We start from the raw sequence: 26,927 nt of genomic DNA, 5'->3' as shown, positions 1-26,927 counted from the left end.
TCCGCCGTGCGCGCGGAGCCGGCCCCGCCGGACGCGGCCGGTCCGAGGGGGCCCGCGGAATTCCTACGCGATGGCGCCCGGCCCGGCTCCCGTTCCGGAGGCCGTCTTGATGCCCTTGGTGATGTCGTCCATCACGGAGAGCGCCGGTGCCTGGGAACCGATGTCGAAACCGAAACGCACCACGACCATCACGTTCTCGGAACGGGGGGACGGGAAGGCCAGCGACTGGACGTACCCGTCGGTGCCGTTCTTCGTCACCACCTTCCACCGCACCAGGTAGCCCTGACGGTCTGCCACCGTGACCGTCCCGGACTTGAGCTCCTCGTGCGAGGTGATGCCGCCGTATGTCTTCGCTCCGTACGACTCCTCGGCGTTGGTGGAGATGTCCCGGGTCGCCGTGGCCTTCGCCGTCGTCGTGTCGAGCTTCAGCAGCGTCGCGGCCCTGGAGAACACCCCGCCGCGCACACACTGCCCCGAGGCGTTGCCCGGGCAGTCGTACTCGCCCGTGGTCACCGCGGCGCCCCCGACACTCGACTGGCCCTGCCAGCCGTCCGGCACGGGCAGGCTGATGCCGCTCAGCAGGTCCGTGGCGTAGCCGTCCTCCACCGGCGGCAGGCCCCGTTCCGGCGCACCGCTCTCGCCGCGCCCGCCGCGTTCGCGTCCTTCGCCCCCGGGCGCGCCGGAGGGCGGGGCGGACGGAGCCGTGGCTGCCTCCCGCCTCGGGTCGCCGGAGTGGTCCGACAGGAGGAAGAGGCCGCCCCCGAGGGCGGCCAGCACCACCGCTCCCGCGGTGATTCCGAGGCCGATGCGCAGTCGGCGCCGCCGGACCACGTGGGGCGGTACGCGGCGATGGTCGGTCCACCGGTCGCCGTCCCACCAGCGTTCGTGAAGGGGACCGATTCCTGTATGCCCGGGGTCGGGATGCCAGCCGGGCGGGCTCGTCTGGGTCACGCCACTCACCGTAGAGCGATTGCGTGAGAATCAGATGAATCCGAGGGGGAGCGTGTGCTCGATGTGCCTCATCGGGGCACGCCCCGATGCACGTCTTCGCGCCGGCCCCTGCCCAACCCCCTGCGGGGGAGCGGGCGATGGGCGGGAGAGCGGTGGTGCGGACCGATCGCATCCGACTGCTCTCTGGTCCGACCATACGTTATATGTGACATAGTGGGAGCTGTGCAGCAGAGCTGACCGCACCCGGATGATTCCGGCCGACGCAGGGGGTGACGGATGCCTGTCGAATGGCAGCCCGTGCGGCAGTCCCGCACGCACGAACTCGTGCTCCAAAGCATCGAGCAGCGGGTGTTCGCCGGCGAGCTCAGGGCCGGTGACCGGCTGCCCCCCGAGCGGGAGCTCGCGCCGGTGCTGGGCGTCAGCCGGTCCGCGTTGCGCGAGGCGCTGCGGGTGCTGGAGACCATCGGTGTGCTGGTCGCCCAGCCGGGCAGAGGGCCGGATGCCGGTGCGCGGATCGTGCGCAACCCGGACGACGCACTCGGCCGGTTGCTGCGTCTGCACTTCGCCCTGGGCAGCTATGGCCTGCACGACGTCCTGGAGGCGCGCGTCGCGCTGGAGAGGTCCAGCTTCGAGGCGGCGGCGCAGCATGCCTCGGCGGGGGATCTCGATGAGGCGGAGGGGCTCGTCGCGCGCATGGGTGAGCCGGGCATCACGGTGTCCGAGTTCAATGACGTGGACACCCGGTTCCACGTCTGCGTCGCCCGGGGCTCCGGCAACGCGCTGACCTCCACGCTCACGTCCGCCGTCCGTGAGTCGGTGCGCCCGCTGATCCTGCGGGCCCTGGAGCGGGTCGAGGACTGGTCGGCCACGGCCGCCGCCCTCAACGCGGAGCACGCCGAACTCCTGGCGCTGGTGCGCGCGGGCGACGGGGCGAAGGCCGCCGACCTGGTCGAACGGCACATCCGCAGCCTGCACGGCACTTTGGTCGACGAGGGCGAGGGCGAAAGGCGGGATTGACTGGCGCTGTCGCCGTCCCGTGGGCGGGTGCGGTCCGGAGGTCAAAGATTGTCATGGGCATGATTTTTCTCCGTCTCCGTCTCCGTCTCCGTCTCCGTCTCCGGCGCTTCGGAGCGGGGGTGGCTCGTGCCGTGGCTTCGCATTTCGGACCGAGCCTAGTATGGTCAGACCATAAAAGAATCGTGTAACGAAATGATCGGAGAGACCCATGCGCATCGGACTCTTCGCCACCTGTCTGGGAGACACGCTCTTCCCCGAGGCGGTGAAATCGACTGCGGTCCTGCTTGCCAGGCTCGGCCATGACGTGGTGTTCCCGCCCGGACAGACCTGCTGCGGGCAGATGCACGTCAACACGGGATACCAACGCGAACCCGTGCCCCTGGTGCGGAATTTCGCGGAGCAGTTCGGTGACGCGTCGATCGAAGCCGTCGTCATGCCGTCCGGATCGTGTGCGGGGTCGGTCCGGCATCAGCACGAGATCGTCGCCGAGCGGTACGGGGACGCGGCACTGCGGGCGGGGGTCGCCTGCGTCAAGGCCAAGACCTACGAACTGTCGGAGCTCCTCGTCGACGTCCTGGGGGTCACTCAGGTCGGCGCCTACTTCCCGCACCGTGTGACGTACCACCCCACGTGCCACTCCCTGCGCATGCTCCGGGTCGGTGAGAAGCCGCTCGAACTGCTCCGGGCCGTCGATTCCATCGATCTCGTCGAGCTTCCCGAGGCCGATGTGTGCTGCGGGTTCGGCGGCACCTTCGCCGTCAAGAACGCCGAGACGTCGACGGCGATGCTCCAGGACAAGATGCGCAACATCGCCACCACCGCGGCGGACTTCTGCACCGCCGGCGACTCGTCCTGCCTGATGCACATCGGCGGCGGCCTCTCCCGTATCCGGTCCGGCACCCGCACCCTGCACCTCGCGCAGATCCTCTCCGCCACCCGCACCGCGCCCTACGTCCCGACGGAGGCCGTCCGATGAGCAGCACCTTCCTCGGCATGCCCGCGCCCCCGCCCCGTTCCCCGTACGGAACGGGCAACCTGCGCGGTGACCGCACGTTCCCGAAGGCCGCCCACGACGAACTGCGCAACGAGCAACTGCGCCGCAACCTCGGCCGGGCCACCCGCACGATCCGCGCCAAACGCCTGGGCGTCACCGGCGAACTCCCCGACTGGGAGGCGCTGCGGGACGCCGGTTCGGCCATCAAGACCGACACCATGAACCGGCTCCCCGAGCTGCTCCAGGAACTGGAGGCCAAGGTCACCGAGCGCGGCGGCACCGTCCACTGGGCGCGTGACGGCATCGAGGCCAACGAGATCGTCACCCGGCTCGTCAGGGCGACCGGGAGCACCGACGTCATCAAGGTGAAGTCGATGGCCACCCAGGAGATCGGCCTCAACGAGCACCTCGAATCGGTCGGCATCACCCCCTACGAGACGGACCTCGCCGAACTGATCGTCCAGCTCGCCCATGACAAGCCGTCACACATCCTGGTCCCCGCGATCCACCGCAACCGCGACGAGATCCGGCAGATCTTCCTCAAGGAGATTCCCGGCGTCGACCCGCGCCTGGACAACGTTCCCGCGCACCTCGCCGCCGCGGCCCGCGCCTATCTGCGCGAGAAGTTCATGACGACCGGGGTCGCGATCTCCGGAGCCAACTTCGGTATCGCGGAGACCGGGACGCTCTGCGTCGTCGAGTCCGAGGGCAACGGGCGCATGTGCCTGACCCTGCCCGACACCCTCATCACCGTCATGGGCATCGAGAAGGTGCTGCCGCGCTACCAGGACCTCGAAGTCTTTCTGCAACTCCTGCCGCGCTCGTCCACCGGTGAGCGGATGAATCCGTACACCTCGATGTGGACCGGGGTGACGCCCGGCGACGGGCCGCAGGAATTCCACCTCGTCCTGCTCGACAACGGGCGCACGGCGGCACTCGCCGACCGGATCGGGCGCGAGGCGCTCAACTGCATTCGCTGCTCCGCCTGTCTCAACGTCTGCCCGGTGTACGAGCGGGCCGGCGGCCATGCGTACGGATCGACGTATCCGGGGCCGATCGGCGCGGTCCTCACCCCGCAGCTCGCCGGGATGGACGTTGCCAAGGGTGACCCGAACGGCTCGCTGCCGTACGCGTCCAGTCTCTGCGGGGCCTGCTTCGACGCCTGCCCGGTGAAGATCGACATCCCCTCGTTGCTGGTCGAACTGCGTCATCAGCACACCGAACGGGGCGGCGCGACGGCGGAGAAACTGGCGATGAAGGCAGCCGCCGGCGTGATGAAGCGACCCGGCCTGTACACGGCCGCGCAGCGCGGGGCGGCGGTCGGCCGGATCATCGCCGGGCGGGACGGCACGATCTCGCATCTGCCACCGCCGCTCGACGGCTGGAGCGCCGCCCGTGACACCGCCGCCCCGCCCAAGCGATCCTTCCGCGCCTGGCTGGCATCGGACGAGGGTGCCGCGACGATGCGGACCGCCGCGGACGAGTACGCGAGAGACCGGCGGACGAAGGAGGACGGCGCATGACGACCGCACGCGAAACGGTCCTGGGCCGGATCAGGGACGCGCTGACCCTCGCACCGACCCGCGACGTCCCCGTTCCCCGCGCCTACCGGACCGGCCGCACCCTCGCGGACGACGAACGCCTGGCGCTCTTCACCGACCGGCTCGTCGACTACAAGGCACGGGTGTACACCTGCACCGCCGACCGCACCGCGCCGACCGTCGCCGAGGCGCTGCGGGAGCACGGGGCCGGCCGGATCGGCGTGCCGACGGGACTCGACCCGGCGTGGCTCGCCGCATACGACGGCGAGGTCCGGCAGGACTCCACCGACACTCCGGCCCCCGCCCTCGACGCGCTGGACGGCGTCGTCACCGCCTCGGCGGTCGGCTGTGCCGAGACGGGCACGATCTTCCTGGACGGTTCGTCCGACCAGGGCAGGCGGGCACTCTCGCTCGTCCCGGACCTGCATGTGTGCGTCGTCGATCTGTCGGCGGTCGAGGTCGGCGTACCGGAAGCGGTGGCCCGGCTGGTGCCGGACCGGCCGACGACACTGATCAGCGGTCCGTCCGCCACGTCGGACATCGAACTGGAGCGGGTGGAGGGCGTCCACGGTCCGCGCACCCTGGTCGTGGTGATCCGCACCGACGTGTAGCGGGTCGCGGGGTGCGCCGCCGTTTCCGGCGCGCACCCCGCCGTTCCGGTGCTCAGCCGTGTGTGACGGACAGCGGATCGAAGCCGATCCGGGTCGTCGTCGCGTCGTCCGCCCAGATCACGCGCACCGCGTCCCCGTCCACCTCGACAGCGCTCACGGCGGAGTCGAGCGGCGCGGCCCCGGGCTCGGCGGTCAGCGACGCGAGCGCCACCAGCACCGCGGTCCCGCTCACCGGGGCGGACAGGCGGGGCACCACCGCCCACGGCGTGTACGCGGTGCCCTGCGGGGCCCGCACCACGTCCCGGGTCTCCCAGCCGTGCAGGCCGTGCAGCTCCGACACCACCGTGTCCTCGCGTCCGGTGGCCCAGCCCGTCTGCTCCACCCGGGACCCGTCCGGCGCGCCGACCACCCGGTGCACCCGCAGCTCGTACCGGCCGCGCGCCACGGTGACGCTCTCCACCCGCATCCCCGGAACCATCGGCGGTCCCGACATGAACACGGGCCGGTGCCAGGAGGCGGCCCAGCCCCAGCCGTCACCCCCGCCCGCGCCCAGTGCGCGGATCACGCGGCGACCGCTGTGCACCCCGGCGACGACCACGGCCAGGTGATTGTCCGCCGTGTTCGCGGCCGACGTGGGGCCGGTCACGGTGGAGTACGACTGACGGCTGTACAGCGGATCGTCGGCCGCCTGCGCCTCGCCCTCGTGCGGGCGCACGTGGTCGCTGCCGTGGTTGTGCAGCCGCACGATCCCGTCGGCCGCGGTGGTCTGCACCAGCAGCCCCGGGGCGGGCAGGGCGAGAACCCGGTCGGGACCCTCGCTGGGTGCGGGCTCCTCCGGCGCCGTCCACAACGGGTGGCCCTCCGGGGCGAGCAACGAGACGAATGCCTTCGACGCCCAGTACGGCGACGCGGGAGCCGAGTAGTTCTGCAGCGTGGCCTCGTGCGGGCCGTGCCAGCCCAGGTTCAGCAGCCCGTCCGTGCCCGTCGCGCCGCGGTCCAGGAAGTAGCGCAGCGCCCCGTTGACCAACCGGCGCGAGGTGCCGGGCGTGAGCGGGGTGTGCCCCGTGACGGCACCGAGCGCAACCGACGAGGCGGCGGCGAAACGGTAGGTCAACGACCTGCCGAAATGAATCGGCGCGCCGTCGCCCCCGAACAGGTGCGAGAAGCCCTCCAGATGCTCGCGCAGGCGGCCGCCGTAGTGCGCGGACAGGTCGGCGTCGCCGGACAGGTGGGCGTCCAGCACCGGGTAGAGGTGCAGCGCCCAGCCGTTGTAGTGGTCGAAGGCGCGGCCGTCGCCGTCGGCGTACCAGCCGTCTCCGCGGTACCAGGTCTCCAGCAGGTCGAGGGCGCGCTCCTTGGCCCGGGCCGTCTCCGCGTCGCCCCGGCCCACGGACTCCAGGAACCCGGCGACGGAGTAGGGGAAGAGGTACCAGTTGTTGGGGGAGGGGGTGTGCCGCAGGGCGTCCCGAAGCCACGCCTCGGCACGGTCCTGCACGCCGGAGTCCAGGCGGTCCCAGAGCCACGGCCGGGTGAGCCGCAGACCGATGGCGACCGACGCGGACTCGACCATGGGCTGGCCGAAGACCCCGTGGTCGCGGATCAGCGGCCACGACTCGGTGTCCTCCCGGCCCGGGGTGAGGGTGCCCGCCGCAAGCCCTTCGGCGTACCGGTCGATCCAGCCGTGCGGATCGTCGCCGCCCGCACCCGCCACCCGGAAGGCGGCGGCGAGGAACGTGCGCGCGTACCCCTCCAGGCCGTCGGAACGCACCCCGGACGCGGAGGGCCTGCCCGGCAGGTCCAGCAGCGCGCCACCGGGCGTGGCCCACGTCAGGGCGGCCCTGAGCAGTCCGTCGGCCGCGGCCTCCCAGTGCGCGCGCGTGTAGCCGGTGCGGGGGCTCGACACCCGGTCGTCGGCGGGAAGTTCGAGGGGGCAGGCGGGGTGGGGAGCGATCATGGAGAAGGGCAGCCTTTCACGTCGTGCGGGACGGGCGACTCCGGTGCCCGCGGCCGGGTGGTGGCGGCGCGGGACGTCGGCCTCCGGGGTCTCCCGGGCGGATCCGGCTGTGCCCGCGACGTCCGGCGCGACCCGAGCCACAGCCTCCGGACCGGGCATGCCCACCTCCTGCGGCTTCTGATTCGGGTCACGAGGAATCCTGATCGACTGATCGTTCCTGGTCAAGCGATCGATCGGAGGAGGGCGGAACGTTCAAACGATCAGAGGGTGGGGTGGCGGCCTCGTCGACCCGTCGTGCCGCGCCGTCTCCGTGCGCGCCCCGGCCCTCCCCGATCGCCGGTCGTGGCGGCGGGGGAGGGCCGAGGACGTACGGCGGGACGCGTGCGGCCGGGTCAGATGATGTCTTCCTCGATCTGTGCCTGCTCATGGGCGTTCCCGTACGCCGACGGCGTGCTGTACGAGCGGCGTGCGACGAACCACCAGATGGTGGCCAGGAGCAGCACGGCGACCAGGGCGATCGACGCGTAGTTCATCGAGTCGACCGTCACCGGGGAGGACTGCGGGAGCAGGAACAGCACGGTGACGAAGGCGACCCACACCACGGCGATCCAGCCGATCGGCTTGCTCCAGCGGCCCAGGTGCCACGGCCCGCGCTCGAACCGGTTCCCGGAGCGCAGCTTCAGGAAGATCGGGATGGCGTAGGCGGGCGTGATGCCGATGACGTTGATCGCGGTCACGGCGCCGTACGCGGTGGCGGAGTACAGCGACGGCACGGCCAGCAGTCCGGCGACGACCACCGACAGCCACACCGCGTTGACCGGCGTCTGGGTGCGGGCGCTCACCTTGTGCCACAGGGCCGAACCCGGCAGGGCGTTGTCACGGCTGAACGCGAACACCATGCGGCTGGCGGCGGCGACCTCCGCGTTGCCGCAGAAGAGCTGTGCCGCGATCACGATCAGCAGGAGTGCCGTGGCGCCGGACGTCCCGAGCGCGTCGATGAGGATCTGCGCCGGAGGCACTCCGGTCGGGCTGTCCTGGGCGCCCTTGTAGTCCTGGATGGCGAAGGTCAGCCCGGCGAGCAGGACGAAACCGGCGACCCAGGACACCCAGATCGCGCGGACGATGCCCTTGGCGGCCGTCACCGAGGCGTTCGACGTCTCCTCCGAGAGGTGTGCGGAGGCGTCGTAGCCGCAGAAGGTGTACTGGGCGAGGAGGAGACCGATCGCCGCCACGTACAGCGGGTTGTGCCAGCCGGTGTCGTTGACGAACTCGGTGAAGACGAACGACGGGGACTGGTGGTGCGAGGGCACGACCGCCAGCACCGTGACGATGATCGCGACACCGAGGAGATGCCACCACACGCTGATGGAGTTGAGCACGCTGACGAGGCGGACGCCGAAGAGGTTCAGTACGGCGTGCAGCAGCAGGATGCAGAGGAAGATGATCATGGTCTTCCCCGGGGTGGGGGTGAATCCCCACTGGAGGTTCATCAGCGCCCCGGTGAACAGCGCGGCGCCGTAGTCGATCCCGGCGATCGCACCGAGCAGGCCGAGCAGATTCAGCCAACCGGTGTACCAGCCCCACTTGCGACCGCCCAGCCGGTCGGCCATGTAGTACAGCGCCCCGGACGTCGGGTAGGAGCTGGTGACCTCGGCCAGCGCCATGCCGACGCAGAGCACGAACAGGCCGACGCCCGCCCAGCCCCAGAGCATCACCGCCGGACCACCGGTCGACATGCCGAAGCCGTACAGCGTCATGCAGCCGGAGAGGATCGAGATGACGGAGAAGCTGATGGCGAAGTTGCCGAAGCCGCCCATGCGGCGGGCGAGCACCGGCTGATAGCCGAGTTCGCGCAGCCGCCGCTCCTCGTCGTTGGGCGGGGCGGCATCCGCGCCCGACTGGGTCGGGGTGGATATGGACATGGGGATACCTCCATGGAGCGGTGAAAAGGGGGAAGCGGAAGGGGGTGCGGCCGGGACGCGGCAAGGAGCCCGCGGGAGGGGGAGCGGAAGAGCTCCCGCTCCCGGCTCAGCCGTGCGGTCCCCTGCCGGGGTCGCGGGGTGCGGCGAGGCAGCGGTTCCGGGCGCGCAGGAATACCTCCTCGGCGCCGCCCGGATTCCTGGGGTCACGCGTGCGGTACACCCAGGGGACGGAGGTGAAGTACGGTCCGAGCTCCTCGAACACCGCCGCCGCCTCGGTGAATTTGAGCGCCCCCCACAACGCGTGGGCCAGGTGGTTGAGGTCGGGCAGGGAATGCGTGATCGGGGGAGTGCGCCGGAACCAGAGTTCCAGCGCGCGCATCGCGTCCCGCTCCGCGTCCTCGGTGACCCAGTGGAGATCCAGGGCTTTCTCGTGTCCCTGCTCGCGCCGGTAGCGTTCGACCCGCACGTACAGCGGCAGCACATGCAGTGAGGAGCCGTCGGGGGCGGAGGAGGCCGCCCACTGCACGAAGTTGAACGCCTCCGAGAGCGTCCCGCCGGCCTTGCGCGCGTACACGAACTGAAGCATCCGGTGGTAGGCCTCGCGGTTGCACGGGTCGCGCCTGTCGGCCTCCGCGAGCAGACCCCACGGGCCGGGGAAGAGCATCGGCCCCGGAGGGTGCACCCGGTGCTCCTCCAACTGCTGGCGCTCGTCCAGTTGGGACAGCGCCAGCAGGCACACCCACGGCACGGGGTCGGCGGGCGAGGCGTGCGCGGCCGTGCGGCACGTGGCCCAGGCTTCCTGCCACAGTTCCCGGGCCCGGTGATGGCCCTCACGATGGGCCCGGACGGCCCGTTCCACCACGACTCGCGCGTGCATCACGGCACCGGCCACGCTCCGCGGCTCCTCGGCCAACCACGCCTGCACGGCGTCCGATCCGGCGGCCACCGCGCCCAGTACCTGGGTGCGCTGGGTCCACAGCGCCCAGTCCGGCGTGCTCTCCAGCAGATTGCGCATGGACAACCAGCGTCCGGTGCGCAAATCCTGTAAGGCGACCCGTAATTCGTTGTCATGACCGGCCGGGTGATACACCGGCCGGAAATCACTGTTGGCCATGAAATCGCCCTGCCCCCGTGCTACGGGACGGCATACGGGGGGCGGAATGTCTCCTCAACACGTCACGCAACCAGGCGGCTTGGAATCCGTGTGGCGGTGAAAGGCCCAGGAGGCGGAGCGTCGGTGCTCGGGGCAGGGTGTCGGTGTCATGAGTCCTCGGGGACGTGGGGGGTCGTGCAGCTGTTGAAATATGAACTGTTGTAAAGCGTCCGGTTGTTGCTCGGCGGTGAGTGTAGGGCCAGTCGTGCACAACTCCCGAACCGGTTCGCGGATCTTACTCAAGTCGACTGGTCAGTCCGCACATTGACCGAAGGTCACTGCCTTCGGCATGGGGCCGGACGGCCCTTGACGTGGGCGGTGGTCTGCACCACTCTGGGCGTCGCAGATCAACGATCACGATTCCGTCAAGCCGCAGAGCATTCGCACAGCTGGAGCATCGATGACAGGCCCGGTACTCGCCGTGGACCAGGGCACGTCGGGGACCAAGGCGCTCGTCGTCTGCCCCGAGCGCGGCGTGATCGGTTCCGGTTCGTCACCGGTGCGGCCGCGTCACCACGGCGGCGGAGCGGTCGAGGTCGATCCGACGGAACTGCTCGACTCGGTTCTCGACGCCGGACGCCGGGCGCTGGCCGAGGCGGGCGAGCCCGTGGTGGCCGTCGGCCTGGCCAATCAGGGCGAGACGGTGCTCGCCTGGGACCCGGACAGTGGGCGTCCGCTCACCGAGGCGATCGTCTGGCAGGACCGCCGATCCGCCCCCATCTGCTCGGAACTGGCGGCACGCGACGCGGAGTTGACACACCTCACCGGTCTGCCGCTCGACCCCTACTTCGCCGCCCCCAAGATGGCCTGGATCCGCCGGGAGCTGACCCGCGAAGGCGTCGTCACCACCAGCGACTCGTGGCTCGTCCACCAGCTGACCGGCGCGTTCGTCACGGACGCGGCGACTGCCGGACGCACCCAGCTCCTCGACCTCGACCGGGTCGGCTGGTCGGCGCAGGCCCTGGACATCTTCGGCCTCGGCGACGAGCTTCTGCCGGCCGTCGTCGACTCCGACACCACCGTCGGCACGACACACGCCTTCGGCACCGACATCCCGTTGACGGGTCTCCTCGTCGACCAGCAGGCCGCGCTCCTCGCCCAGCACGCCCTGGACCCGGGCGACGCCAAATGCACCTACGGAACCGGCGCGTTCCTGCTCGCCCAGACCGGCCCCACCCCGCGCAGGGGCTCCTCCGGACTGGTCAGCTGTGTCGCCTGGCGACTGGGCGGCCGCACGAGCTACTGCCTCGACGGGCAGGTCTACACCGCCGCATCGGCCGTCGACTGGCTCGCCGGAATGGGAGTGATCTCCGGTGCGGCAGACCTCGACCCCGTCGGTGCCGGCGTCCCCGATGCGGGCGGCGTCACCTTCGTCCCGGCACTCGCCGGTCTCGCCGCTCCCTGGTGGCGCGGCGACCTGCGCGGATCGGTGACCGGGCTCGGGCTCGACACCACCCCCGGACACCTGGTGCGCGCCCTGTGCGACGGCATCGCCGCGCAGGTCGTCGAACTCGCCGCCGCCGTGGCGACCGACCGGGGCGCGCCACTGAACTCCCTCCGCGTCGACGGCGGACTCACCCGCTCGACGCTGCTCATGCAGACCCAGGCCGACCTGTTGCAGCGCCCCGTCGAGGTGTCCGCGCTGCCCGACGTCACCGCGCTCGGCGCCGCGGCCGTCGCACGTCTCGGCGCCGACCCCGGCCTCCCGCTGCGGCAGGCACTGCCCGCATGGAAACCCGCCGCCGTCTACGAACCGCGGATCGGTGCCGACGAGGCGGCGGAACGCCTCGCCGGATTCCGCGCGGCCGTGCAGACCCTGATGGAACCCGCCCGACACGCCCGAGAGCCCCGGTGAACCGCACGACGAAAGACGCGACTCGCGACGCGAGGGGCGGCGCGGTCACGTCGAACGGACCCCTCACGGCCGCCCGACCGGGCCGTTCCGCAGCCGGACCGCAGGGCACCGCGACCTACGACGTGATCGGCGTCGGCGCGGGCGTGGTCGGGGCCGCCATCGCCCGCGAACTGGCCCGCCACCCGCTGCGCACCGCCCTCGTCGACGCCTGCGACGACATCGGCAACGGCACGGCGAAGGCCAACACCGCCATTCTGCACACCGGTTTCGACGCCGTGCCCGGCTCGCTGGAAGGCCGGCTCGTCCGCGAGGGGCGGCACCGGCTCCGCACGTACGCGGCCGGTCTCTTCTCCGTCGGCAACCCCCTGCACGGTGTGCAGAGCGCCCGTGCCGCGGCCGAGGAAGGACACGCCGTCGCCGCGCCCGTACTGCGTCACCTGGCGGCACCCGACTGGCCCGCGGGCCGCCTGCCCGTCGCCGTCGACACCCCACTGCCATGGGTGGCACCGAACCTCGTCGGTCCCCGCGGGAGGCCCCGCTCCACGAGCGCTTCAGCCTCTGGACCACCCGGGCGCCGTTCTCGCCACCGCTCGCCGTCCACCAGGGCGAACGGATGCTGCCCCGGCAGCGGCTGCCGCTGCCCGCCGTACCGGGGCGCCCGTTCCACCGGCGCGCCTACCGGCTCGACCGGGTCGATCCGCACGGTTCCGCAGTGCGGATCGCGGTGTGTGCTGACGCTACGTCACGGAATCAGCAGCCAGTCCGAACCGATTGCCGCGACGAGCCCCACCGCGAGCAGCCAACTCCCCAGCCGGGTACGGCCGTTCCTGCTGAGCTCGATCACGATTCCGCAGAGGATGAGCGCGAGTCCGTAGACGCCGACCACGAGCACCGACGACCGGCTGGCGATTCGCATCGCGAGGACGACCGCCATCGCGGCCATGCCCACCGAGGAGAGCACGACCCTGAGCCGTCGCGCCTGACGTGGCGTCAGGCGACGGTCCCCGGCCTCGGTCCCGGCTCCTGCCCCGGCCTCGGGCGCTTCCTCCGCAGCGCCCTCCGGCTCCGGCTCCGGCTCCCGCTTCGCGCCGGTCTCGTCGGCAGGGCCGGGAGCGGCCTTCGAGCCCGTCGGGGACGAGACCGGTTCCGCGTCCGTCCGGGGCGTCCGCCTCGGCCCGTTCTCGTGGGCGCCGTCGGCGGCGGTCCCGGGAGCGGCTATCGGGTTGTCCACTGCCTGGTCCTGGTCAGAAGTGCTCATGACGCCGGATCGTAATGGCTGCGGGTCGGCCCCCCTCACCGTCCGGGAGCCGGGTGGCCGGACCCGGGCGGGTCCGACGGCACGACTTCAGCACGTTCCCGGCCGTTCTCACGCCCTCGGAGGCTGCGCCCGGGCCCCGGCGGCGAGCGGACGGGCGGGGCCGGCGGCCGACCGGGGCGGACCGGCTCAGTCGCGGCGCAGCAGATACGTGTCCATGATCCAGCCCTTGCGGGCACGCGCCTCGGACCGCAACTCCTCGATCCGGTCCGACACCTCGCAGAGCCGCCCGGAGACCAGGATCTCGTCCTCGGTGCCCACATACGCACCCCAGTGGATGAACAGGTCCTGGTCGAGATGGCGGGTGAACGCCTGCCGCGCATCGAGCATCACCACGACGTCGTCGACCCCCTCGGGCCAGCCCTCGGCCAGCCGTCGGCCCGTGGTGATCTGCACCGGACGCCCCACCCTGTTCAGCCCCGTCCGGTGCTTGGCCAGCAGCGCGGACACACTGCTGATCCCGGGCACCACCTCGTGGTCGAAGCACACCGAGCCCCGGGCGGCGATCTCGTCGAGAATGCCGAGCGTGGAGTCGTACAGCGCCGGATCGCCCCACACCAGGAACGCCCCGCACTCGTCCTCGCCCAGGTCCCGCGCGATGAACCGCTCGTACAGGTCCGCACGCCGCCGACGCCAGTCGTCCACCGCCGGCGCGTAGTCGGGGGCGGAGCGGTCGCGCTCCGGATCGCGGGCCCGGACGATCCGAAAGGGCCGGTCCTTCACGTGCGCGTCCAGGATGTCCCGCCGCAGCCGGGTGAGGTCGGACTTCTCCTCGCCCTTGTCGAGGATGAAGAACGCGTCCACCCTGTTCAGTGCCTTGACGGCCTGAAGCGTCAGATGATCGGGGTCCCCCGCGCCGATACCGATGACGTAGATCTTCTTCACCGTACCGAGTCTGCCCGATGCCCCGGCCCGGAGCCGGACCGGGCCACGCGGGACCACCGCCCCCGACGGCGGGGCCCACCCGGTACGCGCCTACCGGTCCCCGGACCGCAGGCGAGGCGCCTCGTCCGCCGCGACGACGGGTCGCGCCGGGCCGCCACCGGCTGCGCCACGGACGCCCTCCTCCTCGACCCGGTCCGCCAGCTCCCGGGCCCAGCCGATCAGCGCATCGACCTCGATCCCGTGCGGTCCGGGGGCACTCGCCCCGGCGAGGGCCGCCGCCCCACGGCGCAGCAGCCGCGCCCCGCCGGTCGCATTGCCCCGGGCCGCGTGCGTCAGGCCCACGGCCAGCTGCGCGAGCCCGCGCCACAACTCCCGCTCCGACACCGGACCCGACTTCCACGCGTCCTCGAACACCTCGTGCGCGTGGAACGGCATCCCCGCGTCCAGCAGCCGTTGGGCCTCCCGCAGCGTCTCCTCCGCCGTGCGCACCACCCCCTCGGGGCCGCGCTCCACCCCGGGGGCCCCGTACGGCAGCGGACGCCCCAGCCCGTCACGGGGGCGCGCATTGCGCGCCCGGCCCTCCGAATCCCGGTCCCTGCTGGTGGCATCCATCATTCGATTGTGCCCCGTACCTGCGATGAAGTGTGCGAACCACTGTCCGACGACGCTCGTGCACGACTAGTGTCAACACTCGTCCGCACCACTTTGGGGAGGGTAGGGATGAAGCAGTCCCGGCCACTGTACGAGCGCGAACCGGAAGTCGCCGCTGCCGCACAAGCCGTGGATGCCCTGTGCGGCGCCCAGGCCGCCGGAGGGCTGCTGACCTTCAGCGGCGAGGCGGGTATCGGCAAGACGGCACTTCTGGACGAGATCCGGTCGATGGCCGCCGACCGCTGCACGGTCTGGTCCGCCCGGGGCGGCGAGACGGTCACGTCCGTGCCCTTCCACGTCGTGCGGCAGTTACTGCAACCGGCACTCGACCAGTTCCCGGCCGACGAAGTGCGGGCCCTGTTCGGCCCCTGGTACGAAATCGCGGCGCCGGCACTCGGGCTCGCCGAACCGAGCGGCCCGCAGCCCGACCCGCAGGGCGTCCGGGACGGTCTCGACTTCGTCGTGTCCCGTCTCGCGTCCCGGCTGAGCCACCGTCCGCTGGTGCTCATCATCGATGACGCCCACTGGGTCGACGGCGAGACCCTCGCCTGGCTGGATTCGTTCACCCAGCGCCTCGGTGAACTGCCCGTCCTCGTCGTCCAGACCCACCGGCCGGAGGAAATGGCGGCGCGGCACCGGGAGCGCGGTCACATCGACGCGCACCTCTCCCAGATCCGCGTGGCCCTGCGCGCCCTCACCCCGAACGCCACCGCCGAACTCGTCAGGGCCGGCCTCGGCGAACACGCCGACGACCCGTTCTGCCGCGAGGTGTGGGCCGTCACCGGAGGCAACCCCTACGAGGCGGTCGAACTCGTCGCCAAGGTCCAGGACGGCGAACTGCCACCGCTGGAGGAGTCGGCCGGACTGCTGCGCGAACTCGGTGCGTCCGCCCGCGGCAGCGGCCTCGTCGCCCGACTGGAACGGCTCGGTACCAACGCCACCCGCTTCGCCTGGGCCGCGGCCGTTCTCGGCACGGAGATCTCCCAGGACCTCGCCGCCACTCTCGCCGGAATGAGCCAGGCCGAGGCCGCCGACTGCACGGCGCAACTGCGCGAGGCCCGCATCGTCACCGGGTTCGACCCGCTGGAGTTCGTCCATCCGCTGATCGCCTCCGCGATCTACCGCTCCATCCCGTCGGCCACCCGCACCGCCTTCCACGGCCGGGCCGCCTGGGCGATCACCCGCGCGGGGCTCGGCGCCGCGGCAGCCTCCCGCCACCTCCTCGAAGTACATCCCGACGACGACCAGGAGCTCGTCGAGCAGCTCCGCGAGGCGTCGAGGCAGCACCTCGCGGTCGGTGCCCCGGAAGCCGCCCGCCGCTGCCTCGAACGTGCGCTGGAGGAACCGCCGCGCCAGGACGTCAGGGCCACTCTGCTGTACGAACTGGGCTGCGCCACGCTGCTGAGCTCCCCGGCCACCACCGTCCGGCACCTGCGGGCCGCCCTCGACATGCCCGGACTCGACGACGACCAGCGGATCGACGCGACCTACCGGCTGGCAGCCGCACATTCCCACAACAATCAGCTCAAGGAAGCGGCGAGCGCCCTCGCGGCCGAGGCGACACGCACCGCTCCCGGTCCCGGCCTGATGCGGCTCCAGGCCGCCCACTTCCTCTGGGAGGGCATGCAGGCCACCGAGGACGACGGACCCGCCCGTTCCAGTCGGCTCGCCCGGAACGCCGACCACCTCACCGGCCGGGACAACGCCGAGCGCGCCCTGCTCACACTCCGCGCGTTCGACGCCATGATGCGCGGCGAGAACGCCCAGCTCATCGTCGACCTCTGCGAACGCGCCCTGGTCGACGGCCACCCCGCCCGGGGACTCGGCTGGACCGACACCGAATGGGGCTTCGAACTCCCGACGCTGGTCGGCATCACCTACGCGTTCACCGACCGGCTCGACCGGGCCGAGTCGCTGTTCGGCGAGGCCGTCCGGGCCTTCGAGATCTCCGGATGGAGCGGCGCCCACCTCGCGTTCGCGCACACACTGCTCGGACTGGTGAACCGTCGTCGCGGCCGACTCGCCGAGGCCGAGGGCTTCCTCCGCGAGGGACTGCGCCTCGCCGACCGTGTCGGCAGCGGGCTTCCGGTCCACTGGGACGCGGCCTGTCTGCTGATCGACACCCTGATCGCCCGAGGACACGTCGCCAAGGCCCGCGAGATGGCCGACCGCTACGACTTCGGTCCGCCGTATCCCAGTGCGATGGTGCTGCCCGACGCCCCGTGCCTGCGCGGCAGGCTGCTGCTGGCCGAGGGACGTACGGCGGAGGCCGTCACCGAACTGGAAACGGCAGGCCGGGCACTGGAAGCACGGGGCAGGTTCAACGGTGTCTGGGCGCCATGGGCCGGCGACCTCGCCCGTGCCCTGGCCGAACATGACCCGCAGCGCGCCGCTCAATTGGCCACCGCCTCCCGGGTGCACGCCGAACGCTTCGGAACGGACACCGCGATCGGCGAGGCCCTGCGCTGCGTCGCCCTCTTCGCCCGCGCCGAGGACTCCGTGCACCTGCTCGCCGAATCGGTCCGCCACCTGGAGTCGTCCCCGTCGGCGTACGAACACGCTCTGGCGCTCGTCGACTACGGCATCGCCATCCGCTCCCCGCGCGAACTCGCCAGGGCCCACAAACTGGCCACCGCCTGCGGCGCCGAATCCCTCGCCAACCGCGCCCACCAGGCACGCGCGTCGATCCGGACCTCGGAGTGAGGTAATGTTTGTCCTGCGCGGTCACCCGGAACACCGGGGGAACGCAGCGGGACGTGGCGCAGCTTGGTAGCGCACTTGACTGGGGGTCAAGGGGTCGCAGGTTCAAATCCTGTCGTCCCGACTGGAGACAGTCGCAGGTCAGGGCCGGTTTTCGGAGGTATCCGAGACCGGCCCTTGACCGTTCTCGGGGACCAGTTGGGGACCGGCGTCCTTGACGGAGGTCAGCGGGCCACGACGATCGGGCTCGGCAGCGAGCGTGGTGCGCGCAGCATGCTGAGGTGAGCGGAGAGCGCTGCCCCGGCGGTCGTGATCTTGTGTACGTCGGGGTGTAGGTATCGCTGGGTCGTGGTCAGCGATCCGTGGCCGGCGATGCGTCGCAGGACGCGGACTTGCACGCCTGCGTCGGCGATCCAGTTCTGCGCGGCGCGGTCGACGACACCATTGGTGATCATCCGCACCGCGAGGTGACCCGGGGCGGGGACAACACGCACCCGCCATCCCGACAGGTAGGGGTCCAGCTTCTTCAACTCCAGGCCGTGCAGCGCGAGTTTCATGTTCGTTTCGCCGTATTCGGCGAGCTTCATGGTGGCCGGCGACGGGCGCAGGCCGGCCTGCGCGGCCTCGATGATGGCCTGGAGCCGTTCCTGGGCCTCTTCTTCGCTCTCCTTTCCCTTTGAAAGTGACTGGCGGCGCTTGCTGGTCGGATCATGACGACGCGTTCCGAGACCATGACGAATGGGATGGCATGGGTGTCGAGGCGGACGTTGCCCGGTCAAGGGCGCCTGCGGCGGCGCTATGAGCTGGGCCCCGCTGACGCGCGGACGGGGAGTGCGGCAACAGAGGCACGAGCGAACGCCGGAGGCCGGCCGACGGCTGATCAGCATGTGGGCAGGAGCCTCGTCCTGCCGCAGTTCGCACCGCTGGCCGGGCGCGGTCATGGCGACCGTCGTTGTGAACTGCGCAGTCGCTTTCAGGCGGTGCTGGTCAGTGCTGTCGGCAACGCCATCAACGGCCGTACCTGCATTTCATTGCGGTGCTCGACGACCCTGCGTGCGTGGCCTTCACCCAGGCCCACCATGACCTGCCGACCGGCTACGGCGATCGGGTCGGGATCGTGCCGGCGCCGTGGCTGCACTGGACAGCACAGGGCGTCCATCACCAGCTCGACGAGGACCGGGTGGAGCGGAGGGGGGCAGTGGGCGTGTGGTGAACGCGGCTAGGCAGTGTCTTCAAATGATCATCGCTGGTGAATCATGGTGTCGTGATACGTCGTCATGACCTGTCCGATGCCGAGTGGGAGTTCGTCCGGCTGTTGCTGCCCGAGTCGCTGCGGGGGCGGAAGCGGCTGGACGACCGCAGGGTCCTGAACGGGATCGTGTGGAAGTTCCGCACAGGTGTCGCCTGGCGGGACGTACCCGGGCGTTATGGTCCGTGGGCCACACTGCATACGCGTTTTCGCAGGTGGGCGGCGGACGGGACGTTCGACCGGATGCCGCGGGCTGCTCAGGCGAAGGCGGACGCGGCGGGCGACATCGAGTGGCTGGTGTCGGTTGATTCCACCGTCGTCCGGGCTCACCAGCACGCGGCCGGGGCCCGAAAAGGGAGCTCCGAGACCCGGCCCTCGGCCGGTCCGGAGGCGGTCTGACCAGCAAGATCCACCTGGCCTGCGACGGGCGGGGCCGCCCGCCTTCGTCGTCACGGGCGGCAACACCAACGACCGCACCCGGTTCACCGCCGTGATGGAAGCGATCCGGGTGCCCCGGACCGGACCGGGACGCCCCCGCGTCCGGCCCGATCACGTCCTTGGCGACAAGGGCTACAGCTCAAAGGCGATCCGCACCTGGCTCCGCCGCCGCGGCATCCCGCACACGATCCCCGAGCGGGCCGACCAGGCCCGCAACCGGGTCCGGCGCGGCAGCCGCGGAGGCCGCCCGCCGGCCTTCGACCGCGAGATCTGCAAGCACCGCAACGTCGTGGAACGGTGCTTCAACCGCTTGAAGCAGTGGCGTGGCATCGCCACCGTTACGACAAAACCGCCCAGTCCTACGAAGCCGCAGTCACCCTCGCCTCACGCCTGATGTGGGCCTGACATCTGACGACAGAACCTAGCCGCAGCCGGGTCAGCGGCTGTAGCGCGGCGGCAGGACGAGCCGCGGATTGGGATTGAGGAGGACCTCTGCGGGACCGAACTTCTGGGCGAGTTGGTGGATTTCCGGATCATCGAGGAGAAGCAGGTGACCGTTGTCGACGAAACGCTCGCCGTCGAGGGTGATGGTGGGCGCATCGAACTGGCAGTCACAGTGCGCGTGTCCGGGACCGTTGCGGTCGATCGTGCCCTGCGTGGTGAGACCGTCGAGGCCGAAGTAGAACGCTCCGGCATGCTTCTCACGTTCGAACTGGGTGCCGCCCGCGGACCGTACCTTGGGGTTGAGGCCGATGAGAGCGTGGCGCATGTAGTAGCCGTTCGGTGCGTAGCGGCGCAGTTCGGCGGCAGCCGCGCTTCCTTCAATGGCGGTCACGCGGTTGCCGGCCAGCTTGAGAGTGATTCGCTCGGCGGGTACACCTGTGACCGTGGACTCCTCTATCACGACGACACCGTCGGTCTGGTCGGGGTAGAAGTTGGCGCCTCCGTAAGGAAAGGGCCGCCACATGCCGCTGGCGAGGGGGGTGCTCGGGTGACCGGGGGTGGTGAAGGCGCGGAAGGTCACGTCTGTCCCCAGGGCGGTGGTTACCCGTATTTCCTGGGCCGCAGTGATTCGGGCGTATGCCCTGGCCTCCAGCGCGAAGTACAGCTCAAGCGGGAACCGCGCCCCGGTGGCCAGCGCCGCAGCGGTCGCTGTCTGGTGCAGTGAGACGAACCGTGCCTTTTGCTTGGCGATCTCGTTGAAGAAAAGCTGGGTTGTGTGCACTTCGCCCCACCAGGTCAGCGAGATCACCACGTCGGCGGCGGCGTGTGCGGCGGCCGGCAGCGGTGAGGGCGTTGCGGCGTCCCACCCGCCGGCGCTGAACGGCGGCAGGGACAGTACATGCACCTCGGCGTTGCGGTAGGCGGCCGCCGCCGCGATGGCCTGGATGACCACCGGATCGGTGCCGTGCTCGGCCAGGATCAGCACGTGCTCGCCCGCCGCGACCGCGGCGTATTCCAGCAGGTTGTAGACGCCGGGCATGAGTTCGCTGATCGACAGCGGTGCTGCCGTCGGTGTGTCGAGGTAGCTGAAGGGGGCGGTCATGGTCATGACAGTCACTCTCCGGTGCGTGTAGGTGTGTGAGTTCGCGAGGTGGCCTGCAGACGCAGGTCACGGCCTGCGCCAAAGCCGACGACGGCCTGGATGAGAGTCAGGGCAACCAGCAGCAGGAGTGGCAGCGTCCATCCGCCGGTGAGGTCGTGCAAGACGCCGAGGAGGAGCGGCCCTGCGGCGGCCACGAGGTATCCGACGGACTGGGCCATCGAGGCCAGGGCGGCCGCCTGTGCTGCGTCCGCCGCACGCTGGCCCTGGAAGGTCAGCGCCAGGACCAGGCACGCCCCGCCTCCCAAGCCTGTGAGCACGCTGGATACGACGGCCCACTGGGGGGCTACCGCCAGCAGGGCGAAGCCCAGGGCGCCGATCGTCGATGCAGATGCTGCCAGGATCCGCTGGTCCTTCCACCTGCGGGCAAGGAGGGGGAGCGCACTGCTGGACAGGAGGCCGATGATCTGGAAGAGGAACAACTGCCATCCGGCTGCGGCCTCCCCCACCCCGTGATCGTGCACGATGCTGGGCAGCCAGGCGATCGTGGTGTAGAAGCCGAGTGACTGCAGCCCCATGAAGCCGCTGACCTGCCATGCGAGGGAGGAACGCCAGGGGATGCGCTCTCGCGACGCACGTGCTGGTGCCGGAGAGTCCGTACGCCGGTGCTGCGGCGCCCACACCACGAAGGCCAGCAGGGCCAGCACGGCCCAGCAGCCCAGGGCGGTGCGCCATCCGCCGGGCAGATGGTCGGCCAGCGGGACCGACACCCCGGACGACACGGCGGCCAGCAGGCCCATGGCGGTCACGTAGAGGCCGGTCACCTGGCCGATCCGGTCCTCCGGCACGGTGCTCCTGACGACCGAGGGCAGCAGTACGTTGCCGTAGGCGATCGCGGCTGCGACCACCACAGTGCCCACCCACAGGAAGACCACCCCGGGCAGGGAGCGCACCAGCAGCCCGGCTGCCAGCACTGTCAGCGAGGCGCCCAGAGCCTGCGGTGCCCCGTAGCGGTGCGCGGTGCGGCCGACCAACGGGGAGGTGGCGGCAAACGTCAGCAGCGGAAGAGTGCCGAGCAACCCGGCCCAGGTGCCGGACAGGCCGGTCGTCTTCTCGATGCTGGGAAGCAACGGCCCCACGCCGGTCAGTGCGGCGCGCAGGTTCCCCGCGACCAGCAAGACGCCCATCAGCAGCCACACCGTGGACCGCCTGCCCGGCGCAATCCGCCTCGCCCGGTACAGGGAGTGGTGGGAGCGGCTCACTCGCATGCCGACCGGTCCCGTTCCACCGCGCTGTCCTGCCCTGCGGTCAGCCGGGCGGTCACGTGCACCAACATGGATGCCGCATGGCGGGCAGCGACCACATCGCCTGCGCTGATCGCCTCGACGAGTGCGCTGTGCCAGTGATCGTGCTTGTCAGCAACGTCGTCATCCCATGGCAGCACCGCCAGGAGAGCTGACAGGGCGCTGCCCAGGTATTCGTACAGCTCCACGAGCAGCTCGTTGCCGCTGGCCTGGACGACTGCGAGGTGAAAGGCGACGTCGGCGACGGCGACCTGTGCCATCGATCCCGAGCGGTTGCTTTCGCGGGCCGCGGTGAGGAGTTCTCGCAGCCGAGCGGTGTCCGATTCCGATCGTCGTTCGGCGGCCAGTCCGGCGGCGTGCTCCTCCAGAACCGCCCGCAGTTCCAGGACGTCCGCCGGCGCCGTGGCGGCCGCCCTGCGCAGGAGAACCGCCTCCAGCTCACTGGTGACCCGGACGTAGGTACCATCCCCGACTCGCGCCTCCAGCAGGCCGAGATGGACAAGTGCTCGCAATGCTTCGCGAATGGTATTTCGGCTCACCTGGAGCGTTTCGGCCAGTTCCTGTTCGCCCGGGATTCGTGTGCCCACCGGCCACCGCCCGGACGCCAGCTGTTCCCGCAGCTGGTCAGCGACTTGCGCGGCCAGAGTCGATGCCCGGCGCGGCTGCCGCAGCCCCTCCATCAAAGACCTCCAAATGTTGGACATCTGAACATCTGGAGAGAAACATGAGACAGCGTCACCGCGCCAGCGCTATGTGATGCAGGTCATGCAAATGTTCCTGAGTGCGCAGGTTGCGCCCTGTCGCTTCTTCGGAAAAATCGGCGATGCCCCGGGACTGGGCGGTGCCCTCAAATGATCTGGAGTAGTGGATCAAGGTCGGGTGATGCGTCGCCGTGATTCACCAGCGATGATCATTTGAAGACGCTGCCCAGCGGAGGCGTTCTTCACGGCGTGGCCGACGAGGGTCAGCAGGACGTCGGCGACGTGGTTCGGGTCGCGGGCGTCACGGATGATCACCGGTGCGGATGCAGGGAGTTCGGGGGTGGTGCGGACATGCTCGGGCTGGTAATGGTGCGCTCCGTCGAACTGGTTGATGGCGACGACGAAGGGCAGACCGATGTCTTCGAAGAAGCTGACGGGGGGTGAATCTGCTCTCCAGACGACGGGTGTCGACCAGGACGTGGAGCGATCTCCTCGCGAACCTGTTCGCGGTAACGGGCGCGGGGTCCGTCGGCCGCGGGGCATTCGTGACCACCACCACGGCACGCCGACCTGGCGGCGCACCGGGAGGGACGGACGCCGGTCGTACCGGACCACCGAACCGCGGCGGACGGACGCGGATCGTACCGGGCCACGTCCTTCGCGCCGTTACTCACTCGTCGGACTGTTGGTCGGACGTCAAGTCGAGAAAATCCCAATGCGCTTGGGGCTGGGCGCCGACGAGCCATCGCCCGCAGTTCTGCAGGACCATCCGGCTCGACGTGATGTGTTGGGTACCTGTGTCGAGATCACGCAGGAACCGGACCATCGGCCCGCGCCGGATCGCCGCCGTCCCCGCCCACAGGTGCACCGTCCGACCCACGTCGTGCACGGTCCAGGTCGCGTGATTGAGCACGAGCCTGAGCAGTGTGTCCTGCTCGGTGCTCGGCGACTCGCCCGCGTTGAGGGTGACTTCGATGTCTCGCCATACCTGCATCGCCCACGCCCGTGCCGAACGAAGCCTGGCTTCGGCGGTCGCGTACTCAGCGTGGAACTGCGCGGTGTCGACGACGGCGTTGCGTGTGCCGGTCCTTGCCGCGGCGGCCCGCCTCATCTCGTCGAGCAGGCGCCGCCCGACACCGAACGCCCAGCCGGTGTGCCCGATCGCGGCCATGCTGACCAGGCCGAGGCGGTAGATCGCGCCGCCGTTGGCCGGGGCCCGCGTCGTGGCGAGATAGGTGTGCGTCGCCGGGACGTACACATCGGCGCAGTGATAGTCGATGCTGTGCGTCGCGCGCAGCCCGAGCACATCCCAGTTGTCGACGAGTTCCACCTGCGACTTCGGCATCGCCAGCACCCGCAGCTCTCCGGTGCCCTCGACCTGGATCGCGCTGTGGACATGGGTGGCGTGCGCCATGCCGGAGGCGAACTGCCAACTGCCGCTCACCAGATAGCCGCCCTCCACCGGGACGGCCCGGCCGGGGCGGGTGCCATGCCCCGCCAGCAGCGCGTAGTCCCCGCCCGCGACGTCGGGGAACAAGTCGGCTTCCGCGACCGCACCGAGGTAGGCCGCGGTGGTGCCGGTGACCAACTGCAGCGCCATCATCGTCCAGCCGGCCGCGGCATCGTGGTAGCTGATCCGCTCGACCGTCTCGATCAGCTGGCGCGGAGAGAATTCGTGGCCGCCGAGGTTCTCCGGCATCGCGGCCCGGACGACCCCGGCTTCCAGCAACGGCCGCGCGGTGTCCTCGGTGAGTCTGCCGAGCTTCTCGGCGGCGTCCGCGTTCGCCTCGAGCGCCCCGCCGAGTGCATCGATTCGCTCAAGCATCGCGGAAAATTCCGGGCTGACATGTAATCCGGCCGAGTTCGCCATGGATGGTCGCTCCTCGCTGTCGGCTGTCAGTACAGAGCCGGCATCACTGTAACGAGAAGTCGTGCCCTTCCCCAGATCGCCCGGCCGACGTGTGTGATTCCGGCCGGGGCCGACGGCACCCGCGCACGAGCTCCGGCCGGGACGCGGCCCGATGCGCGTGGACGGCGTTCGCCTTGTGGACGGTGCCGCGGCCCCGAGTCAGGTGGGCGGGAGCACGTCGAGAACGGAGTGTGCGGGGGCAGCCGCCTCCGGGCCGCCCCGTACGGGTGCGGTCGACCGGGATTCCGTCGGGTCAGGACCGAGCGCGCACGGCCGTGGGGGATGGATTTGTTAGGACGTCCAACTATATAGTCGCCGCCAAGGCCCGCGGTGCAGGGAAGCCGGTGTGATTCCGGCACGGTCCCGCCACTGTGACCGGGGAGTACGCCGTCGAGCAGGACGCCACCGGCGAAGGATGTCGGGAAGGCGGACGGCGCGCGCTGATCCGGGAGTCAGGATACCGGCCGCGGGATGTTCCGTGTTTTCCACGAGGATGGAGCTGACACGCATGGCACCGGTGCGTACACGCGACAGCGGCCGACCCGTCCCACGGGCCGTGTCCCACCGAGGAATCCGACCGGCCGTACCGGCCTGACGATCCGTCCGCCATACGCGATCTCGCGCAGCCCCCGCCCGCGTACGCCACCGCGTCCGCGCCCGGCGGCGGTACGGCGCGCCGTCCTGTGATCACCTGAGAGAGCAGGCAATCATGGTCCGCGAACAAAACCCCGCACCCGTACGCGAATTGACCCACTTCGTCGGCGGCAAGCACACCCCGGGAACCTCGGGAACGTACGGCGACGTGTACGACCCCAACACCGGCGAGGTCCAGGCCCGGGTACCGCTCGCGAGCAGGCCGGAGACCGAGGCGGCGATCGCCGACTCCGTGCGGGCGCAGCACGCGTGGGGCGAATGGAACCCGCAGCGCCGCGCCCGAGTCCTCCTCCGGTTCCTCCAACTCGTCGAGCAGGAGAAGGACTCCCTGGCCCGGCTGCTGTCCTCCGAGCACGGCAAGACGGTCGCCGACGCCCACGGCGACATCCAACGCGGCCTGGAAGTAGTGGAGTTCGCCGCCGGCATTCCGCATCTGCTCAAGGGCGAGTTCACCGACAACGCCGGCAGCGGCATCGACGTCCACTCGCTGCGCGCACCCCTCGGAGTGGTCGCCGGCATCACGCCGTTCAACTTCCCCGCGATGATCCCGCTGTGGAAGGCCGCCCCCGCCCTCGCCTGCGGAAATGCCTTCGTCCTCAAGCCCTCCGAGCGCGACCCGTCCGTTCCGCTGCGGCTCGCCGAACTCTTCCTGGAGGCCGGCCTGCCGTCCGGTGTTCTCAACGTCGTCAACGGTGACCGGGAGGCCGTCGACACCCTCCTGGAGGACCCCCGCGTCGCCGCGCTCGGCTTCGTCGGCTCCACCCCGGTCGCCGCGCACGTCTACGCCACCGCCGCCGCCCACGGCAAACGCGCCCAGTGCTTCGGCGGCGCCAAGAACCACATGGTCGTGATGCCGGACGCCGACCTCGATCAGGCCGTGGACGCCCTGATCGGCGCCGGGTACGGCTCGGCGGGCGAACGCTGCATGGCCATCTCGGTCGCGGTCCCGGTCGGCGAACGGACGGCCGACGCACTGGTCGCCCGCCTGAAGGAACGCGTCGGTGCACTGCGCATCGGCCGCAGCGACGATCCCGAGGCCGACTTCGGCCCGCTGATCGGCCCGGACGCCGTCGAGCGGGTGCGCTCGTATGTCGACCTCGGGGTCGAGGAGGGCGCCGAACTGGTCGTCGACGGACGGGACTTCGTCCTTCCCGGACACGAGAACGGCTTCTTCGCCGGGGCCACCCTGTTCGACCGGGTCACCCCGCAGATGCGTATCCACCGGGAGGAGATCTTCGGCCCGGTCCTGTGCGTGGTCCGCGCCGCCGACTACGAGGAGGCCCTGCGCCTGCCCAGCGAGCACGCCTTCGGCAACGGCGTCGCCGTGTTCACGCGGGACGGGGACACCGCCCGCGACTTCTCCCGGCGGGTGAACACCGGCATGGTCGGCGTCAATGTGCCCATTCCGGTGCCGGTCGCCTACTACACCTTCGGCGGCTGGAAGCGGTCCGGTTTCGGCGACCTCAACCAGCACGGGCCGGACGCGATCCGCTTCCACACCCGTACGAAGACGGTGACCTCGCGCTGGCCGGCGTGTCTGCGCGAAGGCGCCAGTTTCACCATTCCCACGATGGGCTGAC

The 26,927-nt window shown here is 70.7% G+C and carries 20 protein-coding genes, 1 tRNA gene, 3 pseudogenes and 1 riboswitch; of the genes and pseudogenes, 11 read left to right on the top strand and 13 right to left on the bottom strand.

All coding sequences use genetic code 11. The features are described from left to right. Positions 1-63: 63 nt before the first annotated feature. Complete coding sequence (locus ACFC79_RS23480) at positions 64-951, bottom strand: DUF2510 domain-containing protein (RefSeq protein ID WP_376243086.1); 888 nt, start codon at positions 949-951, stop codon at positions 64-66. 276 nt (positions 952-1,227) lie between these two features. Between ACFC79_RS23480 and ACFC79_RS23475 the strand changes: the two genes are divergently transcribed. From ACFC79_RS23475 to ACFC79_RS23460, 4 genes are all read left to right on the top strand, one after another. Beyond that, positions 1,228-1,968: a FadR/GntR family transcriptional regulator gene (locus ACFC79_RS23475; protein ID WP_376243084.1), complete on the top strand. Its 741-nt coding sequence runs from the start codon at positions 1,228-1,230 to the stop codon at positions 1,966-1,968. Positions 1,969-2,176: 208 nt separating this feature from the next. Then, a complete protein-coding gene (locus tag ACFC79_RS23470; protein WP_376243082.1) occupies positions 2,177-2,944 on the top strand; it encodes a (Fe-S)-binding protein in 768 nt (255 codons plus the stop codon). Next, positions 2,941-4,485: a lactate utilization protein B gene (locus ACFC79_RS23465; protein ID WP_376243080.1), complete on the top strand. Its 1,545-nt coding sequence runs from the start codon at positions 2,941-2,943 to the stop codon at positions 4,483-4,485. The genes ACFC79_RS23470 and ACFC79_RS23465 overlap by 4 nt, the downstream gene beginning before the upstream one ends. Then, positions 4,482-5,114 (top strand): lactate utilization protein C, encoded by a 633-nt coding sequence (locus tag ACFC79_RS23460; protein ID WP_376243078.1) that lies wholly within the window; start codon positions 4,482-4,484, stop codon positions 5,112-5,114. The genes ACFC79_RS23465 and ACFC79_RS23460 overlap by 4 nt, the downstream gene beginning before the upstream one ends. Before the next feature lie 52 nt (positions 5,115-5,166). On the opposite strand, the gene ACFC79_RS23455 is transcribed toward ACFC79_RS23460, so the two are convergent. The 3 genes from ACFC79_RS23455 to ACFC79_RS23445 all read right to left on the bottom strand — a co-directional run bounded on the left by ACFC79_RS23455 (position 5,167) and on the right by ACFC79_RS23445 (position 10,104). After that, positions 5,167-7,068, bottom strand: coding sequence for a DUF2264 domain-containing protein (locus ACFC79_RS23455; protein ID WP_376243251.1), 1,902 nt, complete (start codon positions 7,066-7,068; stop codon positions 5,167-5,169). A 392-nt stretch (positions 7,069-7,460) separates the two neighbouring features. Next, positions 7,461-8,990, bottom strand: coding sequence for an amino acid permease (locus tag ACFC79_RS23450; protein WP_376243076.1), 1,530 nt, complete (start codon positions 8,988-8,990; stop codon positions 7,461-7,463). A 106-nt stretch (positions 8,991-9,096) separates the two neighbouring features. Then, positions 9,097-10,104, bottom strand: coding sequence for a hypothetical protein (locus ACFC79_RS23445; protein ID WP_376243074.1), 1,008 nt, complete (start codon positions 10,102-10,104; stop codon positions 9,097-9,099). Between the two features lie 439 nt (positions 10,105-10,543). Between ACFC79_RS23445 and ACFC79_RS23440 the strand changes: the two genes are divergently transcribed. Both ACFC79_RS23440 and ACFC79_RS23435 read left to right on the top strand, forming a co-directional pair. Then, positions 10,544-11,998: an FGGY family carbohydrate kinase gene (locus ACFC79_RS23440; protein WP_376243072.1), complete on the top strand. Its 1,455-nt coding sequence runs from the start codon at positions 10,544-10,546 to the stop codon at positions 11,996-11,998. Positions 11,999-12,120: 122 nt separating this feature from the next. Next, positions 12,121-12,339: pseudogene (locus ACFC79_RS23435) on the top strand (FAD-dependent oxidoreductase); the annotation flags it as partial. A 401-nt stretch (positions 12,340-12,740) separates the two neighbouring features. On the opposite strand, the gene ACFC79_RS23430 reads toward ACFC79_RS23435, so the two are convergent. From ACFC79_RS23430 to ACFC79_RS23420, 3 genes are all read right to left on the bottom strand, one after another. Next, positions 12,741-13,256, bottom strand: coding sequence for a hypothetical protein (locus ACFC79_RS23430; protein WP_376243070.1), 516 nt, complete (start codon positions 13,254-13,256; stop codon positions 12,741-12,743). Positions 13,257-13,442: 186 nt separating this feature from the next. Continuing rightward, complete coding sequence (gene cobF, locus ACFC79_RS23425; protein ID WP_376243068.1) at positions 13,443-14,198, bottom strand: precorrin-6A synthase (deacetylating); 756 nt, start codon at positions 14,196-14,198, stop codon at positions 13,443-13,445. Positions 14,199-14,288: 90 nt separating this feature from the next. Next, a complete protein-coding gene (locus ACFC79_RS23420) occupies positions 14,289-14,810 on the bottom strand; it encodes a DUF309 domain-containing protein (RefSeq protein WP_376243066.1) in 522 nt (173 codons plus the stop codon). A gap of 108 nt (positions 14,811-14,918) precedes the next feature. On the opposite strand from ACFC79_RS23420, the gene ACFC79_RS23415 reads away from it, so the two are divergent. Together ACFC79_RS23415 and ACFC79_RS23410 are read left to right on the top strand one after the other, a co-directional pair. After that, positions 14,919-17,552: an AAA family ATPase gene (locus tag ACFC79_RS23415; protein WP_376243064.1), complete on the top strand. Its 2,634-nt coding sequence runs from the start codon at positions 14,919-14,921 to the stop codon at positions 17,550-17,552. A gap of 47 nt (positions 17,553-17,599) precedes the next feature. Beyond that, positions 17,600-17,673 (top strand) — tRNA-Pro (locus ACFC79_RS23410). Between the two features lie 100 nt (positions 17,674-17,773). Here ACFC79_RS23410 and ACFC79_RS23405 read toward each other — a convergent pair. After that, positions 17,774-18,490: a hypothetical protein gene (locus tag ACFC79_RS23405; protein WP_376243062.1), complete on the bottom strand. Its 717-nt coding sequence runs from the start codon at positions 18,488-18,490 to the stop codon at positions 17,774-17,776. A 116-nt stretch (positions 18,491-18,606) separates the two neighbouring features. On the opposite strand from ACFC79_RS23405, the gene ACFC79_RS23400 reads away from it, so the two are divergent. Both ACFC79_RS23400 and ACFC79_RS23395 read left to right on the top strand, forming a co-directional pair. Then, positions 18,607-18,762 (top strand): hypothetical protein, encoded by a 156-nt coding sequence (locus ACFC79_RS23400; RefSeq protein WP_376243060.1) that lies wholly within the window; start codon positions 18,607-18,609, stop codon positions 18,760-18,762. 54 nt (positions 18,763-18,816) lie between these two features. Continuing rightward, positions 18,817-19,641: pseudogene (locus ACFC79_RS23395) on the top strand (IS5 family transposase). A gap of 31 nt (positions 19,642-19,672) precedes the next feature. Here ACFC79_RS23395 and ACFC79_RS23390 read toward each other — a convergent pair. From ACFC79_RS23390 to ACFC79_RS23370, 5 genes and pseudogenes are all read right to left on the bottom strand, one after another. Next, positions 19,673-20,788: a hypothetical protein gene (locus tag ACFC79_RS23390; RefSeq protein WP_376243059.1), complete on the bottom strand. Its 1,116-nt coding sequence runs from the start codon at positions 20,786-20,788 to the stop codon at positions 19,673-19,675. Positions 20,789-20,793: 5 nt separating this feature from the next. After that, complete coding sequence (locus ACFC79_RS23385; protein WP_376243057.1) at positions 20,794-21,966, bottom strand: CynX/NimT family MFS transporter; 1,173 nt, start codon at positions 21,964-21,966, stop codon at positions 20,794-20,796. A 71-nt stretch (positions 21,967-22,037) separates the two neighbouring features. After that, positions 22,038-22,763: a FadR/GntR family transcriptional regulator gene (locus ACFC79_RS23380; RefSeq protein WP_376243055.1), complete on the bottom strand. Its 726-nt coding sequence runs from the start codon at positions 22,761-22,763 to the stop codon at positions 22,038-22,040. A gap of 189 nt (positions 22,764-22,952) precedes the next feature. After that, positions 22,953-23,262 (bottom strand): annotated as a pseudogene (locus tag ACFC79_RS23375) (hypothetical protein); the annotation flags it as partial. Positions 23,263-23,454: 192 nt separating this feature from the next. Beyond that, positions 23,455-24,654 (bottom strand): acyl-CoA dehydrogenase, encoded by a 1,200-nt coding sequence (locus ACFC79_RS23370; protein WP_376243053.1) that lies wholly within the window; start codon positions 24,652-24,654, stop codon positions 23,455-23,457. Between the two features lie 343 nt (positions 24,655-24,997). Then, a riboswitch (cobalamin riboswitch) is annotated at positions 24,998-25,177 on the top strand. A 225-nt stretch (positions 25,178-25,402) separates the two neighbouring features. On the opposite strand from ACFC79_RS23370, the gene ACFC79_RS23365 reads away from it, so the two are divergent. Next, on the top strand, positions 25,403-26,926 hold the full coding sequence (locus ACFC79_RS23365; RefSeq protein ID WP_376243051.1) for a CoA-acylating methylmalonate-semialdehyde dehydrogenase: 1,524 nt from the start codon (positions 25,403-25,405) through the stop codon (positions 26,924-26,926). Position 26,927: the final 1 nt, after the last annotated feature.

It is taken from the genome of Streptomyces sp. NPDC056061 (genome assembly GCF_042266885.1).
Classification (GTDB): Bacteria; Actinomycetota; Actinomycetes; order Streptomycetales; family Streptomycetaceae; genus Streptomyces.
Note: the sequence above shows the minus strand (reverse complement) of the source record. Positions and strands in the feature narration are given on the sequence as shown.

What these genes read in the sequence shown, in the direction of transcription:
- ACFC79_RS23475 (WP_376243084.1), top strand. Translation starts at nt 1,228, where the DNA reads ATGCCTGTCGAATGGCAGCCCGTGCGGCAGTCCCGCACGCACGAACTC.
- ACFC79_RS23470 (WP_376243082.1), top strand. Translation starts at nt 2,177, where the DNA reads ATGCGCATCGGACTCTTCGCCACCTGTCTGGGAGACACGCTCTTCCCC.
- ACFC79_RS23465 (WP_376243080.1), top strand. Translation starts at nt 2,941, where the DNA reads ATGAGCAGCACCTTCCTCGGCATGCCCGCGCCCCCGCCCCGTTCCCCG.
- ACFC79_RS23460 (WP_376243078.1), top strand. Translation starts at nt 4,482, where the DNA reads ATGACGACCGCACGCGAAACGGTCCTGGGCCGGATCAGGGACGCGCTG.
- ACFC79_RS23455 (WP_376243251.1), bottom strand. Translation starts at nt 7,068, where the DNA reads ATGATCGCTCCCCACCCCGCCTGCCCCCTCGAACTTCCCGCCGACGAC.
- ACFC79_RS23450 (WP_376243076.1), bottom strand. Translation starts at nt 8,990, where the DNA reads ATGTCCATATCCACCCCGACCCAGTCGGGCGCGGATGCCGCCCCGCCC.
- ACFC79_RS23445 (WP_376243074.1), bottom strand. Translation starts at nt 10,104, where the DNA reads ATGGCCAACAGTGATTTCCGGCCGGTGTATCACCCGGCCGGTCATGAC.
- ACFC79_RS23440 (WP_376243072.1), top strand. Translation starts at nt 10,544, where the DNA reads ATGACAGGCCCGGTACTCGCCGTGGACCAGGGCACGTCGGGGACCAAG.
- ACFC79_RS23430 (WP_376243070.1), bottom strand. Translation starts at nt 13,256, where the DNA reads ATGAGCACTTCTGACCAGGACCAGGCAGTGGACAACCCGATAGCCGCT.
- ACFC79_RS23420 (WP_376243066.1), bottom strand. Translation starts at nt 14,810, where the DNA reads ATGGATGCCACCAGCAGGGACCGGGATTCGGAGGGCCGGGCGCGCAAT.
- ACFC79_RS23415 (WP_376243064.1), top strand. Translation starts at nt 14,919, where the DNA reads ATGAAGCAGTCCCGGCCACTGTACGAGCGCGAACCGGAAGTCGCCGCT.
- ACFC79_RS23405 (WP_376243062.1), bottom strand. Translation starts at nt 18,490, where the DNA reads ATGACCGCGCCCGGCCAGCGGTGCGAACTGCGGCAGGACGAGGCTCCT.
- ACFC79_RS23390 (WP_376243059.1), bottom strand. Translation starts at nt 20,788, where the DNA reads ATGACCATGACCGCCCCCTTCAGCTACCTCGACACACCGACGGCAGCA.
- ACFC79_RS23385 (WP_376243057.1), bottom strand. Translation starts at nt 21,966, where the DNA reads ATGGGCGTCTTGCTGGTCGCGGGGAACCTGCGCGCCGCACTGACCGGC.
- ACFC79_RS23380 (WP_376243055.1), bottom strand. Translation starts at nt 22,763, where the DNA reads ATGGAGGGGCTGCGGCAGCCGCGCCGGGCATCGACTCTGGCCGCGCAA.
- ACFC79_RS23370 (WP_376243053.1), bottom strand. Translation starts at nt 24,654, where the DNA reads ATGGCGAACTCGGCCGGATTACATGTCAGCCCGGAATTTTCCGCGATG.
- ACFC79_RS23365 (WP_376243051.1), top strand. Translation starts at nt 25,403, where the DNA reads ATGGTCCGCGAACAAAACCCCGCACCCGTACGCGAATTGACCCACTTC.